Below are 14,576 nucleotides of genomic sequence, written 5' to 3' on the forward strand. Positions count from 1 at the left end.
ATTACGGTGGATAAATTAAAGACATCCTAATTTTACAACATAATAATAAGTGCATAAACAATATATTTATATGCTATTGCAATACTAAATTTTGCAAAACTGTTGAAATTTAAACAGAGGTGTGCTATATTTAAAAATCAAAAGGGGTGGATTCGAGTTAAAGAAAGGATGTGAGGGCTCCGTGTTGGGAAAAAAAGGACATAAGATACTGACCTTTAAAAGAGCGGCGGCATTTTTAATGAGTATGTGCCTTCTTCTGGGAAGCTCTGATTTTGGGTTGACCCTGGAGGCGGCAGAGAATGTCAGCGCGACTTTTTCAGAGAAACTTTCGGAGGACGGGACATCTTCAGAAATAACTATGTCTGTGTCCGCGGCGGATCAGAATACAGAGATACTTCAGATAGAAAATCCGGACGGGACGGTGTCCGGGGATGCCTCAGTGACTACATACAGCGTGGCGGAGAACGGCACGTATGAGTTTACTGTGACTTATCAGGTGAATGGGGAAGATGAGTCGAAAGAAACGTTCAGCTATATTGTCAGCGGGATTGGAAAGACGGAAGAAGGAACAGCGGTTACGGATGAGAATAGTGAGGCCGGAAACGCAACAGAGGAAGAAAATATTCCGGACGTAGCCGGAGAGGCGGGAGATGGAAAAGATACAAATGAAGCAGCCGAGACAGAAACCGGGAATACAGGCGGCGTAACCGCAGCGGTGAACGGACCGGCGAAGGCGCCGAGAGCAGTCGGAGATGTGGAAGTAAATGCTGATAATTTTCCAGATGCAAATTTTAGGGAATATATCCGTACTCAATTGCCATGTGCAGAGGATGGGGTAATTTCAGCTAGTGAGTTGTCCTCTGTGACAACCATAGACTGCAGCACTATGGGAATCGGAAGCCTGGAAGGAATTAAGACATTTACCTATTTAAATACTCTCAGATGTAATGGAAATAGTCTAACGGAACTGGATCTCAGCAATATGCGTATGCTGAAAACTTTACAGTGCATGGAGAACAATATCCGCAGTCTGAATCTGACAGGAGTTCAGATAGACTCCGGTTTTATCTACGATAACTGTCTTACCAGGGTGGAGTGCAGTGCTCAGGCATTCAGTACAAGCAGACAGTTTTCCGGTGGCAGCCAGAAGGTTGAAGTAGTGATGGTACCGTCTGACAGCGGCTGGAAGAGCCAGAACAGTGTGTTCAATTATATGCAGAATCCGACCTTAAGCACGGGAAATGTGGATACAAGTGGATTTATCACACTTTCATCAGGGCAGAAACCGAGTACGTGTACATTTGATGCCAGTGCTTCCAGGTATGATCTGGACTGCCGACTGAGTGGAACGATCAGCTTTGTTTACCAGGAAGAAGTCGGCCTCCCGATCAATGAAGAAAACTTCCCGGATACGGTCTTCCGCCAGTATATATCAGAAAATTTTGATACCGATGGGAATGGAACCCTTTCAGAGGAAGAAATCAGAAAAATTAAGGTGGTAAATGTCCAGAATCTTTCGGAAGGGAAAATAAAAACTCTGAAAGGGATTGAGTATTTTTCGGAGCTACAAGGATTATTTGCCAATGAGAATGAACTGACAAGCCTGGATCTGAGCAGTAATCAAAAATTGATGACTTTGATGTGTGATAATAACGCTCTTACCGAACTGACACTTGCGACTTCCGTTGATATAATCCTGATCGGTTTTCAGAATAACAAATTAACGCATGTGACAGGGGAATACAATGTGACGGGAATGACTGGAGAAGCTGCAGGAAGCAACCAGAAACCAGAGCTTCCGGTGACCTATGACAGTGTGGAAAAGGTATGGCGGACTGCTGATAATTCATTTGGAGACGGCACAAGTATCACGACACCGGGAGTTACCTTTGTGGAAGACGGAAACTACGTGACCTTTTCTGATATAAACATTAAAGAGTCAAATTTTGAATGGCAGGGAAATGGAACATTGAAGGTCATGGGGGCCGTTACTTTTGTCTTGCCGGAGGGTATACCTATAACAGAAGAGTATTTTCCTGATGAGTATTTTAGAGCTTATTTGAAGCGACAGGACTTTGGACAGGATGAGTTTATAGATGCAGAAGAAATTTCTGGAATTACTGAATTGCGTATACCAAGTGGACAAAATAATTACAGGATTGTAACTTTTGAAGGAATTCAATATTTTACTGCGTTGGAGACTCTTGAATGTAATGAAATTACGTATGCTCAAACGTTAGACGTGAGTCAGAATAAAGCGCTTAAATATCTGGACTGTGCTAGATGTACGTCTCTGACAGGATTGGACGTGAGTCAGAATTTACAGCTAGAGTATCTAGACTGTACTGCAACTAGGACTCAACATTTGGATGTATCCAAGAATATTGCTCTAAAAGAATTGCGGTGTAATTCATGCAACCTTAAAGAGTTAGACTTAAGTAATAATGAAAATTTAATTTATCTGAACTGTGGCCTTAATTCTTTAACGGAGTTGGATATCAGCCATAATACTAAACTGGAAGTGTTGCACTGTTTCCATAATAATTTAAATAGTCTGGATGTATCTAATAATATTTTATTAAAAGAGTTGCATTGTTGGAGTAATGACGAATTACATAGTTTAGATTTGTCAAACAATATTTCGTTAACAACCGTAGAAGCTCGTATAGCTGCTTTGACTTATATTATTAGCGGCGATAATAATTATGAGAATTTAGTAACTGCTAATAACAACAGACAGTCAGTTGAGCTGCCGGTTACGTATGATGCTGCAGAAGGAGTATGGCGGACAAAGGATAATACGTTTATGTCAGATACTCAATTTACAGCTTCGGGAATTAGTTTTGTTGCCGAGGGGAATTATATAACATTCCCGGATGAGATCGCTGAAACAGAATTTACATGGACGTTGCCGGCAAATTCTAAAATGACAGTAAGTGGAACTGTTACTTTTAAATATTTGTATGATTATTTCCGGAATGGATATATCAGTGCCGATGAAGCCCAGTCAGTAGAAGACTTAAATGATGTTTTGGCGTTTGAATTGTATAGTAAACTTACAGAGACTGAGATAGCGAGTATAAATGTAACAACTATAGATAATTTTGAGGCATTTAAATCAGGAGAATTAGGAACCTATAATGTGACATATAGTTGGCTGAAAGATGATGGTACTCCTATGCAGGAGACTAGAGAGATTACAGTCGTACACTCTGGGAGCGTATTTACAAGTAACCGGGATTCTTATATGAGCCTGCCGCTTGAGGTTGAGATATCGCTTGATAGAGGAAAAGATCTGGCTGCAAATGGCGTGATGGTAGATTGGCTGTTTTTCCTCAAGAATACCGCTGAAAAAAGTGAAAAATGGGGATATTCTTTTGGAAGTTATAATCCCTTATATGAAGATATAAGTCTGAATGATTTGTTACTACAAGAAAATAGAATAGAAGGGTTGGAGCGCCTTACCACATATGGAGATTTTCCGGTAGTTTATAATTTAGTGCTTCCGCAGGGCAATGGCGGAATAAGTCTGACCCAGATTATCCATATACAGATGCCGGAGGAACCTACATCTCTTGTGATTATACCAAGTGAGATCGAACTAGAAGAGATAAAAGACAGCCAGACAATAGAAGCTTCTCAGACAAGCGAAGTGAGTTTGGTTCCAGAAGCTCAGGGTGAGTATATGCGAGATGTTAATGTCAGTGTAGATCCTGCGTTCCAAATCACCAATGAGGATCAGGAATCGCTGGAATGTGTAGTCTATGTTAATGGAAGCAAATATGACGGTTCGGGACCGCTGGCGGTACTGAACAAGAAGAAGGATACAGTGTCCCAGCAGTTTGAGATCCGGGCCCTGAAGGGTGAAGAAGCGTACGTCGGCCAGTTCAGCGGAACTATGAATTTCACTGTGAGTTATGAGGAGTAGAAGAATATGAAGAGGATATTAAAAGCATTTACCGGTATTCTTGCTGTCTGCTCCTTCACCGTACTCACCGTATTTACGGCCGGAGCGGCAGAGAGAAGCCAGGAGACGAAAGTCAGTTTTACTGTATCACAGGAAGGCAAGTATGAGTTGAGTGTGGAGGCCTCTGGGAACGGCGAGATCCGTGATGGGGCCAAGACCATCCGGAACGGAGCTGTAGAGTACCAGCTTTCCGTGGGAGAGACGAAGACCTTCCGTATCATGCCCGATGAAGGATATAAGATTGGCAGCGTGATTTATGAACAGCCGGAGATTTCGAGGATCCAGGACTTTACAGAGCAGGCGCTTACCGGAGAAATCGAGATTTCTATGGAGAGTACCAGCGGCATCCTAAGGATTGAGTTTGTTGTTGATACTTCTGCCGGCGGGGGCTCTCAAGGAGCCGGGACAGGAGGTTCCGGGGGCGGACAGGATGCGGTCAAGACAGGGGACAGCACCCATGTGGCAGGCTACGCGGCGGCCGTGATCGGAGCAGGAGCAGTCTTTGCTTATCTGTACAGGAGAAAGAAAAAAGCAGACAGCGGGGAAGCAGAAAGTTAAAGATGCATGCCGGCCTGAGGAAAGAGGCCGGGCAAAAGAATGCATATGTATGCGCGAAAGCGTATTTTACATATGACGCCGATAGATTTACCGGCGGAACAAAATTAAATTTTTCATTTAAGGAGGAGAAAAAATGAAAAAAAGAATTTTAAGTGGGATCCTTGTAGCGGCAATGGCTACAACAATGTTCGCGACAACAGCGTTTGCAGCAGAAGCAGAGGGAACAACAAAGGTAATTTATGACAACAGGAAGCAGATAACTGATCCCGATAATGGGAACAATCCGCAGTGGGCAGTAAATATTCCCAGTACGATCATATTTACGGACGATGATAAGGAAATTGCGACAGATGTTGAGCTGACAGCGCTGAATGGTTCCAATATTGAGGCTACGACCGTTGCAGTTACAGTAACATCTACGAATAATTATGTTATGGGCCTTGGCGAGGATAAGACAGATGACCCGGTAGCATATTCCCTGCTGTATAATGACACAGTAATGTCAGGCGAGAAAGCAAGTGTCGGATCTCTGACAGGTGATGGCGATACAATATCAGGTGTGGCAAGAATGACAGGAACAGCTACAAAAGCTGGCGAGCATACTGATATACTTACATATTACGCATCAGCAAACTAATCTGAAAGATAAAATTTCATGAGAGGGACTGCAGAGCAGTCCGCCTTTCACCGGGGAAGGGGCGTCCGCCCCTTCCCCGGAATTTATTTTGACAAGAAAGCAGGTGATCTGCATTGGACCTTTCTTACAACAGACGAAAAGGTTATGACAAAGAATTAAAAACAGCAGATGGTTCTGTTATCGGATATTACAGCAAAACCCGGATGAAGAAGAAATTCCCAAAAGGCGGTTATATTCTGGCGGGAGGGATCGGGAGCGGGATGGGGACATCCATTGGGGACCTTCTGACAGAAGAGGGCAGCATCCCATACTATACACTTCAGTATTCCAGGTTTATATATGGCGTTGACGGGTATATCGACTGTGGAGACAGACAGTATCTGGCAGTGGTGAAAAACCGGCTTCCGAGGAATCTCGTAGTTCTGGTCCTCGTCCTTGCTGTTCTGGCAGGACTTGGTGTATGGATCTATCATCTGGCCGGGAACGGAAATGGCCTAGATCCCAATGCGGAGGATTATGAGCCGTCATTTGACTTCCAGGAAACGGCTGATCCGAACCACATTGCCCTGCCGGGATACGAGGAGATCACGATAACAGCCGGGACGGATACGGCTTATGTGGCGCTGTGGAATCCACCCTCCAACCCCTGCTATTTTCAGTTTCAGATGGTCTATGACGATGAAGTGCTTTATGAGAGCGGATTGATCGAGCCGGGGAAAGCTGTAACGGAAGTGCCCCTGGGGCGAACCTTTGATGCCGGTATCTATGATCTAAATATCGTGATCAACACCTTTTCCCTGGAGGACGGGGAGACTCCGATGAACGGTGGAAATATTGAGTGTAGTCTGGTGGCTGTCGAGGCGCCACAGGGGGATTGACATATCCAGACAGCGAAGTAGCAGCAAGGAGGAGAAAGCGTATGGAATACCGCCTGAGGCAGAGAAAGGACTGTGATAGAGGGTGGACAGTCAGAGAGGGGAAGAAAGCAGAGGGATACTCACTTCGTGCTTTTCGGGAACGCTATCCGAAGGAAGCCGGAGGGTATCAGGTAATCGGAGCCGTCGGGGCAGGCTGCAGGAAAGAGACAGGGGAATGGCTTCTGGGAGAAGAGGTAGAAAAATATTATGAACTGTCCGGCAGCCGTTTCCTGTATAGGACGGCAGGATATATCGAAGTAGGGGAGAATATTTATCTGGCTGTGAGAAAGAGCAGGCTGGCGGAGAGGATTGCAGAGATCCTTCTGATCCTGGCCGTCATTGGCGGGATCAGTGCCGGGATATGGTATCTGTTCTTCGGACCGGAGGGACCGGATATTGACCCGGGGGCCGGAAAGTATACGGCGGATGTTGAGCTTCCAGAAAATATAGATCCAGATCGGATCAGTTTGCCGGGATATGATCAGATTATGATGGCTGCAGGGACGGATACAGCTTATGTGGCGCTGTGGAACCCGGATCGGAATCCGTGCTATTTCCAGTTTGAGGTTGTGTTGGATGAGACCGGAGAGGTGATCTATGAGAGCCGGTTGATCCCGCCCGGGAATGCGGTAACAGAGGTGCAGTTTGACCGGATATTTGACAGGGGGATCTATCCGATCACGATCCGAATCAATACCTTCAATCTGGAGGACTATGAGCAGCCGATGAATGGAGGAGAAATAGCGGCCGAGCTTGTAGCTGTGGAACAGGGATAACAGAATATGGAGATATACAGATACCGGGGGCAAAATGCTTCCGGTTTCTTTTCTGTTTTTTGTTCTTTTCTGTGTGGAAGTTTCTTTTTTTTGGTGGAAATTCTGAGACAGATATGTTAGTATAAACACAAAGCATTTCCTACATTTCCAACATGGTTTATTCTCAGACGGCATGTGCCGTGTCAAAGTTCTGACAACAGATCCAGGAAAGAAAACTCAATGCTTTTAATTCCCAATCAATATGGCAGAGAGGCTTTCCCGGAAACAGAAGAGGACTAAGCCTCCTGCATCAGTTTTACAACAAGAGGAGGGTGCCTATGAAGGACACGAAAGACACCAATGAGACCCGTGTGAACCGGACCTATAAGTCCACGGTATTTGCCATGCTGTTTACAGAGAAGGAGAACCTGCTGGAGCTGTATAATGCCATCAGCGGGAAGCATTACACAGATCCGGAACTGCTGGAAGTGAATACCCTGGAGAACGCCATCTATATGTCCATGAGGAATGACATTTCCTTTGTGGTGGACGGAAGGCTTTCCCTGTATGAGCATCAGTCCACTTACAGCCCGAACCTGCCCCTGCGGTTCCTGTTCTACATCTCGAACCTGTATTCGGGGATGACCCGGGAGGCAAACCTGTACGGGACGCGGACAGTGAAGATCCCGGGGCCGGAGTTTCTGATCTTCTATAACGGGAGAGAGGAGATGCCGGAGCGGCAGGTGCTGCGGCTGTCAGATATGTTTACCGCAAAGGGAGAGCGATGCGGACTGGAGCTGGAAGCGGTGATGCTGAACCTGTGCGGGGAGCACAACCGGAAGCTGAAAGAAGCATGCCGGAGCCTGCGGGATTATGCAGAGTATACGGACCGGATCCGGAAGTATGTCAGGGAGATGGAACTGGAGGACGCGGTGGAACGGGCGATCCGGGAATGCATCGGGGAAGGGATCCTGAAGGAATTTCTGGAGAAACACAGAGCGGAGGCGAAGAGCATGAGCATATTTGAATATGATCAGGAGAAGCACATGCGGATGGAGCGGGAAGAGGCCTGGGAAGAAGGTCATGCCCAAGGCCATGCAGAAGGCCATGCGGAAGGATTTGCCGAAGGACAGACTGAGCTGTTGCAGAATATCATCCGAAAGAAGCTGAAAAAAGGTGAAAACGTATCCCGGATCGCAACAGATCTGGAGGCGGATGAAGCTGTGATCAGAAAATTTGTGAAAGAAATAGAAGAGGCAGAAAAACAAAATACGTAATGAAATTTTAAAATTTTAAAATGGAAATAAGAACAGGTCTCTTGCCCGTTAACAGGGTAAGAGACCGTTTTATGTATAAGGGTTCTGTATCGAAAACGAAAACTGTAAAGAGAAAATATGAAAGTTTCGGAAAAGTGCTCTGATAGTTTTGTGTATGCTTCACCGGATTATGAAGAAGTGATATTCAGCCCGGCAATCCAGTCAGAGACTTCGCTCTGGGCATCTGGCACATTGTTCCTGGAAATAGAAAGGCCGCTTTCTACAACAGCCGCATCCGGCTGCAGCTCCTGTATTGTCTGGACGGTCCTGGAAAGGCCGCTTCCGCCATGGGTCGTGAAGGGAATGATGGTTTTCCCGCTGAAATCATATTCTTCCAGAAACGTGTAGAGGGGCATAGGCAGGTCGGAATTCCAGTTAGGGTATCCCAGGAAGATGACATCATAGTTGTCGGGATTTTCAATCTGGGAGGCAAGTTCAGGCCTTGCGTTTTCAGAGAGTTCATTGTAGGCATAATCCAGAAGCGCGTCATGGCTGCCGGGATATTCCTGCACTGTTTCAATGCGGAACAGATCCCCGCCTGTTTCCTGGTGGATCAGCTGCGCAATATACTGGGTATTGCCTAAAACCTCCCCGTCCACTACAACACGGCTGGCTCCGCTGACAGTGTCAACCCCGTCTGTCTCGGGAACAGAGAAGTAGGCGACCAGTACATTTCCGTCTTCAGTGGATATAGTGGGCGAGTCAGCTCCGTATGAACTGCCGCCGCTTTGACTTCTGCTGCCGCAGGCAGACAGGCTAAGGATCATAATGGCTGAAAGAAGCATTGCCATAGTTTTTTTCATAGTAAGGTCCTCCTTTATTTCTACGATATTTATCATGAAATGTCATATTGATCATCGGTCCGGACGTCCCGGCCCGGGTAAAGGCCGGGATACTGCCGTATGGCAGTTCCGGATCAAGCCCGCCGGATTAAGTCCGTTGGGAGTTTAAATATTCCAGTATGTACTCTGTCGCTTTCTGAGCGTCTTCCCTGTAAAATCCATGACCGCCGCCTTCTATTATTTTCAGTTCCGCAGACGGATAGATTTCCAGTGCCCGCTGGGAGAAGGAGAGTGGAACAACACTGTCCGCGCTGCCATGGATCAGCAGTACGTCCCGGTCATAGGAGGCGATGTGTTCGTAAATATCATACCCGATCAGCGGTTCAAAATAGGCGCGGCCTACATCCATCCACATAAAATAGAGGGAATCGGGGATCTCTTCCGTGCTCCGGAACATTTGGTTGGCGCGTTCCGAAAGGATAAAAGCAGGGTAAAGGAGCACCATGCCGCGGATGTCTTCAGGATGAGACGCACCGGTCAGGGCCGACACGACGCCGCCCTGGCTGGTACCGATCAGAAAGAGGTTGTCACTGTCCACATAGTCGAGTCCTTTTACCCTGGTGATCACAGCTTCCAGATCAGCCTGTTCTGTAAAAACGGACATCTCCAGTGTTGAACCGTCGCTTCTGCTTTCGGGGCTTCCGCCGCAAAAGTCGAAGCAATATACAACATATCCATTTTGCGCCAGTTTTTCAGCATATGAAGTTCCTGCTCGATAGCTGCCGCCAAATCCGTGGGAAAAAATCACGGCAGGCATTTTTTCTCTGGCCTCCTGTGGGATGTAGATGATCCCGTAAATCTGACGGCCATCGTCCTGAATCCAGAGTTCCTGCGTTTCATATTCAAAAACAGCGGCGTCTTCTGGCTCGTCGGTCTCTGTTCCGCTGGTCGGACTGCAGCCGGCCAGCGTCAGGGGAAGAAGCAGAGCAGTACAAAATAATAATAAGGATAATCTTTTTTTCATTTTTCACCTGTGCAGAGTTTGGGCAGTCTGTTTTTATGGGATCAGGCCATTATCCGAGAGATAGTCGTCGATGGCTTCTGTATCGGAAGGTCTTGCGAATAACCCGTCATTTACTGTGGCTCCGGCAGAATTGTCGCGTACAAATTCGATGGAATTGTCAAACTGTTCCGTATCCATGGAAGCAGACTGAGTAAAGGGAAACACTTCTTTACCGTTCAGGTCATAGCTTTCTAAAAAAGTACCGATGATCATAGGCGCGGTGTGCCACCAGATCGGATAACCGATCAGAATGGTATCATATTCATCAATAGATTCAGGCAAATCCGCGATCGCCGGCCGCGCGTTGCTGTCCCGCTCTTCCAGTGCTACATCGCCGCATTCGTTGTAATCTTCTGGATAGGGAGTTTCCGGCTGGATTTCCAGAAGATCTCCGCCTGTCTGTTCCGCGATGTAGGAGGCCATTTCTTCTGAATTTCCGGACCAAGAGAAATAGGCCACCAGTATATTCCTCTCCCTGGGAGTCTGAGCGCAGGTGGACAGAGAGAAGCAGCAGGCCAGTGCCAGCAGCAGACTTATGAGTTTTTTCATAGCAACCTCCTTTGTTTTTTTATAGGGGCAGTCCTTCTACATACATTCACAGAGAATTTCATAGATCTCTTCTCTGTCCAGTTCTCTGGGGTTACATTTTATAATGTTGCAGGTGTCTGCCACGTGTCGGAGCAGCTCCGGTGTGATCCGGGCTTTTGACCGGAGTTCTCTGAGTTTCGTGGGAAGTCCGCATTTTTTAATAAATCCGGCCAGGGCATCCAGCCCTTCTTTGGCTGTATCCACACCGAAAACCTCTTTTGCGAACCGGGCGAACTTGTCTTCTGCATCCGGCAGAATATGACGGTAATAGACGGGGTGGATGACAGCCAGCCCCTGCCCGTGATTACAGTCCGTATAAGCGCCGAGCTGGTGCTCGATCTGATGAGCCTGGAAATCGGTGAGGCGTCCTACCTTCAGGATCCCGTTTTCCGCCATGGCCGAGTCCCACATAAGATTGCCGCGGGCCTGCATATCATTGATATCCAGGAGCAGGCGGTTCATATTGGCAACGGTGTTGCGCATGATAGCCAGCGCTACGTCGTCAGATACATTATCCTGGTCAGAATTTCCCAGATAGGTCTCCATAGCGTGGCTGAGCGTGTCGAAAGCTCCGGAAAGCACCTGCATGGGAGGGACCGTCGCGGTACAGGCCGGATCGAGGATCGCGAAAGCAGCGGCTGTTCCCAGGATCGGGCCTTTCCAGACTTTTTCTTCATAGGTGATGACCGCTCCGGAATTCATCTCCGCGCCCGTGCCTGAGGCAGTGACGACTGCTCCCATGGGAATTCCGTCTGTGGGGAATTTGCCGGAGGAATATTCCATTTCCCAGATATCTTCCTCTATGACGGCCTGGGCAGACACGACCTTGCAGCAGTCGATGACACTGCCGCCCCCTGCGGCCAGAATGAAGTCTACATGGCGCTCCCTGGCAAGACGGGCCCCTTCCTGCACCTTGGCATAGGTGGGATTGGGCATGATCTGGTCAAAATCTACCACTTCTTTTCCGGCCTGGAGAAGCAGGCCCTTCAGCTCATCATAGATTCCGCTTTTTTTCAGGGAGCCTCCGCCGTATGCAAGCATGACGGTTTTCCCCATTCCGGAAAGTTCCTGTCGCAGTGATCCCGCCAGGGTCCCTTCACCGAAATAGACTTTTGTAGGATAAGAATAAGTAAAATGATTCATCGTCGAATACCTCCTTGCAGTTTTCAATGTTTTCCGGACCGTTCTGCTGTTTCTTCGATACATCCTCTGTGGTGTACCCTGTTGTACGGTATCTTGGGACACCTTGGAGTGAAGGTGACGTCTTGAAACAACTCCGGATCCATGCTATAATCCGATGGAAACTATCGGTTCACACAACCGATTATATTATCCGGTAGTAACAACCGGTCAAGAGCTTTTTGAAAAAAATTTTATTTTTTAGGAGGATATTTCAGGTGTACACGATGATGCAGGTTTGCAGAGAGACGGACATGACGTACCAGGCGTTAAAATATTACTGTAATGAAGGATTGATTCCGAATGTGAAGCGGGACAGAAACAACCGGCGTGTATTCGATGAAAAGGATGTGAAATGGATCAAAGATCTTGTGTGCCTGAAAAAATGCGGCATGAGCATCCAGGAGATGAAAGAATATCTGGATCTGTGTCTTCAGGGAGTGGATACGATCCCTCGGAGAAAGAAGATGTTGGAGAAAAAGCAGAAAGTTCTGCGGGCTTCGATCCGGGAACTGGAGGACAGCGTGGCCTATATTGACTGGAAACAGGAATTTTATGATGATGTGCTCTCCGGAAAACGGCCCTATGTCAGCAATCTGATCCGGACAGAAGACTGAGCCGGGAGAGAAGAGCCGATTGCCGGTTATGGGGCAAAAATTCCTTGCAAACCCTGTATTTCTGTGCTATACTACGAATGTTGCAAAAAAACACGTATGCGGATTTCCCGGAAGGTGCCTAAGCCGGATTCCGGACGGTCTCGGAGAAGAACAAAGCATGCGGAAGTACAAAACCAAATGGAGGAAAGAAACATGAGTGTTATTTCAATGAAACAGCTTTTAGAAGCGGGTGTCCATTTCGGACATCAGACAAGAAGATGGAACCCGAAAATGGCTCCGTACATTTACACAGAGAGAAACGGGATCTACATCATTGACCTGCAGAAATCTGTAGGCATGGTAGACGACGCATATAATGCCGTTTCTGATATCGCGGCAGAGGGCGGCACCATCCTGTTCGTCGGGACGAAGAAACAGGCGCAGGACGCCATCAAGACAGAGGCAGAGCGCTGCGGCATGTTCTATGTGAACGAGAGATGGCTGGGCGGTATGCTCACAAACTTCAAGACGATCCAGAGCCGTGTGAAACGTCTCAAAGAGATCGAGGCAATGTCAGAAGACGGAACATTTGATGTTCTTCCGAAAAAAGAAGTCATCGCGCTGAAGAAAGAGTGGGCGAAGCTGGAGAAGAACCTTGGCGGTATCAAAGATATGAAGAGACTGCCGGACGCGATCTTCGTTGTTGATCCGAAAAAGGAGAGGATCTGCGTTCAGGAAGCACATACACTGGGCATTACACTGATCGGTATCTGTGATACAAACTGTGATCCGGAAGAGCTGGATTATGTGATCCCGGGCAATGACGACGCGATCCGCGCGGTCAAGCTGATCGTATCCAAGATGGCGGACGCTGTCATCGAGGCAAATCAGGGAGCGACAGGCGAGGATGGATACGCGGACGAAGAGTATTATGAAGAGGGAGCTGCTTACGAGGAAGAAGCTTACGATGAGACAGAGGCAGCTGAAGTAGAAGAAGCTGCGGAGGAGTAAGAATTTATCCGGGCAAGAACAGTATCTGATCAACGAAGTTAATGGAGGAATTTATCATGGCAATCACAGCGGGAATGGTAAAAGAATTAAGGGAAATGACAGGCGCCGGCATGATGGACTGCAAGAAAGCCCTGACAGAGACAAACGGCGACATGGACGCGGCTGTTGAGTTTTTAAGAAAGAACGGCCAGGCAAAGGCTGAGAAGAAGGCTGGAAGGATCGCGGCAGAGGGTATCGTCAAGACAGTTGTCAGAGATGATAAAGTGGCAGCGATCGTGGAAGTCAATTCAGAGACTGACTTTGTGGCAAAGAACGATGAGTTCCAGGGATTTGTAGAGAATGTTGTGAATCAGGTTGTTGATTCCGACGCTGCGGATATGGACGCGTTCATGGCGCAGGCATGGGCAGCAGATCCTTCCAAGACAGTGAAAGACGCACTGGTAGAGAAGATCGCGGTGATCGGCGAGAACCTGAATATCAGAAGATTTGAGAAGGTTACAGCAGAGAACGGATGCATCGTATCCTATATTCACGGCGGCGGACGTATCGGTGTTCTTGTAGTGGCTGATACAGATGTTGTAAATGATGAGATCAAGACCTGCCTGAAGAATGTGGCTATGCAGGTGGCGGCAATGTCTCCGAAGTATGTCTCCAGAGATGAAGTGTCTCAGGAGTATATGGATCATGAGAAAGAGATCCTGCTTGCTCAGGCAAAGAAAGAAAATCCGGAGAAGCCGGACAATATCATTGAGAAGATGATCATCGGACGTCTCAACAAAGAGATGAAAGAGATCTGCCTGCTGGATCAGGTATACGTTCAGGACAGCGACCTTACAGTTGCGAAATATGTTGACAAGGTAGCGAAAGAGAACGGAGCGAAGCTGGCAGTGAAGAAATTCATCCGTTATGAGACAGGTGAAGGAATTGAGAAAAAGCAGGAGAACTTCGCGGAAGAAGTAGCTGCACAGATGGGAATGTAATCTCATAAGTTAAAAGGTGCTTGAAGCCCTTGAAAATCCCGTAAAACGGGCATTTTCAAGGGCTTTTTTCTGGATTGAAAAGGAGGAACTGGCTGACTGGATAAATAATGGTTCTGCCGAAGGGAAATATCCCCCTTATATTAGCGGAAATCACTTGATATTAGGAAAAGGCATGTGATATATTATTGCTATATGGACGTAGTATGATTCAGAAAAAGTATTTATGA

At 47.2% G+C, this 14,576-nt stretch carries 14 protein-coding genes; 10 read left to right on the forward strand and 4 right to left on the reverse strand.

Going from position 1 to position 14,576, the window contains the following annotated elements; all coding sequences use genetic code 11:
• The first annotated feature begins 496 nt into the window (after nucleotides 1-496).
• The 6 genes from BQ7367_RS07660 (at nucleotide 497) to BQ7367_RS07685 (ending at nucleotide 8,111) form a co-directional block, all read left to right on the forward strand.
• A complete protein-coding gene (locus BQ7367_RS07660; RefSeq protein WP_159431637.1) occupies nucleotides 497-3,928 on the forward strand; it encodes a hypothetical protein in 3,432 nt (1,143 codons plus the stop codon).
• Between the two features lie 6 nt (nucleotides 3,929-3,934).
• On the forward strand, nucleotides 3,935-4,525 hold the full coding sequence (locus BQ7367_RS07665; protein WP_072524901.1) for an LPXTG cell wall anchor domain-containing protein: 591 nt from the start codon (nucleotides 3,935-3,937) through the stop codon (nucleotides 4,523-4,525).
• Nucleotides 4,526-4,658: 133 nt separating this feature from the next.
• Nucleotides 4,659-5,162, forward strand: coding sequence for a hypothetical protein (locus BQ7367_RS07670; protein ID WP_072524902.1), 504 nt, complete (start codon nucleotides 4,659-4,661; stop codon nucleotides 5,160-5,162).
• Nucleotides 5,163-5,275: 113 nt separating this feature from the next.
• Complete coding sequence (locus BQ7367_RS07675; RefSeq protein WP_072524903.1) at nucleotides 5,276-6,040, forward strand: hypothetical protein; 765 nt, start codon at nucleotides 5,276-5,278, stop codon at nucleotides 6,038-6,040.
• Nucleotides 6,041-6,081: 41 nt separating this feature from the next.
• Nucleotides 6,082-6,855, forward strand: a complete 774-nt coding sequence (locus tag BQ7367_RS07680; RefSeq protein ID WP_072524904.1) for a hypothetical protein — start codon at nucleotides 6,082-6,084, stop codon at nucleotides 6,853-6,855.
• Between the two features lie 317 nt (nucleotides 6,856-7,172).
• Nucleotides 7,173-8,111 carry an RpnC/YadD family protein gene (locus BQ7367_RS07685; protein ID WP_072524905.1) on the forward strand — a complete coding sequence of 313 codons (939 nt, stop codon included), beginning with the start codon at nucleotides 7,173-7,175 and terminating at the stop codon, nucleotides 8,109-8,111.
• A gap of 167 nt (nucleotides 8,112-8,278) precedes the next feature.
• On the opposite strand, the gene BQ7367_RS07690 is transcribed toward BQ7367_RS07685, so the two are convergent.
• From BQ7367_RS07690 to BQ7367_RS07705, 4 genes are all read right to left on the reverse strand, one after another.
• Nucleotides 8,279-8,953 carry a flavodoxin gene (locus BQ7367_RS07690; RefSeq protein WP_072524906.1) on the reverse strand — a complete coding sequence of 225 codons (675 nt, stop codon included), beginning with the start codon at nucleotides 8,951-8,953 and terminating at the stop codon, nucleotides 8,279-8,281.
• Nucleotides 8,954-9,080: 127 nt separating this feature from the next.
• Nucleotides 9,081-9,956, reverse strand: a complete 876-nt coding sequence (locus BQ7367_RS07695; protein WP_083588901.1) for an alpha/beta hydrolase family protein — start codon at nucleotides 9,954-9,956, stop codon at nucleotides 9,081-9,083.
• 33 nt (nucleotides 9,957-9,989) lie between these two features.
• Complete coding sequence (locus BQ7367_RS07700) at nucleotides 9,990-10,544, reverse strand: flavodoxin (protein ID WP_072524907.1); 555 nt, start codon at nucleotides 10,542-10,544, stop codon at nucleotides 9,990-9,992.
• Between the two features lie 36 nt (nucleotides 10,545-10,580).
• On the reverse strand, nucleotides 10,581-11,726 hold the full coding sequence (locus tag BQ7367_RS07705; protein ID WP_072524908.1) for an iron-containing alcohol dehydrogenase: 1,146 nt from the start codon (nucleotides 11,724-11,726) through the stop codon (nucleotides 10,581-10,583).
• A gap of 263 nt (nucleotides 11,727-11,989) precedes the next feature.
• Here BQ7367_RS07705 and BQ7367_RS07710 point away from each other — a divergent pair, with 263 nt between their 5' ends.
• From BQ7367_RS07710 to BQ7367_RS14460, 4 genes are all read left to right on the forward strand, one after another.
• The gene (locus tag BQ7367_RS07710) at nucleotides 11,990-12,379 is read left to right on the forward strand and encodes a MerR family transcriptional regulator (RefSeq protein WP_072524909.1); all 390 of its coding nucleotides are present in this window, start codon (nucleotides 11,990-11,992) and stop codon (nucleotides 12,377-12,379) included.
• Between the two features lie 192 nt (nucleotides 12,380-12,571).
• A complete protein-coding gene (rpsB, locus tag BQ7367_RS07715; RefSeq protein ID WP_072524910.1) occupies nucleotides 12,572-13,369 on the forward strand; it encodes a 30S ribosomal protein S2 in 798 nt (265 codons plus the stop codon).
• 56 nt (nucleotides 13,370-13,425) lie between these two features.
• Nucleotides 13,426-14,349 carry a translation elongation factor Ts gene (gene tsf, locus BQ7367_RS07720; RefSeq protein WP_072524911.1) on the forward strand — a complete coding sequence of 308 codons (924 nt, stop codon included), beginning with the start codon at nucleotides 13,426-13,428 and terminating at the stop codon, nucleotides 14,347-14,349.
• A 16-nt stretch (nucleotides 14,350-14,365) separates the two neighbouring features.
• Nucleotides 14,366-14,527 (forward strand): hypothetical protein, encoded by a 162-nt coding sequence (locus BQ7367_RS14460; protein ID WP_159431638.1) that lies wholly within the window; start codon nucleotides 14,366-14,368, stop codon nucleotides 14,525-14,527.
• The last annotated feature ends 49 nt before the right edge of the window (nucleotides 14,528-14,576 follow it).

The sequence above is a fragment of the Clostridium sp. Marseille-P3244 genome (genome assembly GCF_900120155.1).
GTDB lineage: Bacteria > Bacillota > Clostridia > Lachnospirales > Lachnospiraceae > Mediterraneibacter.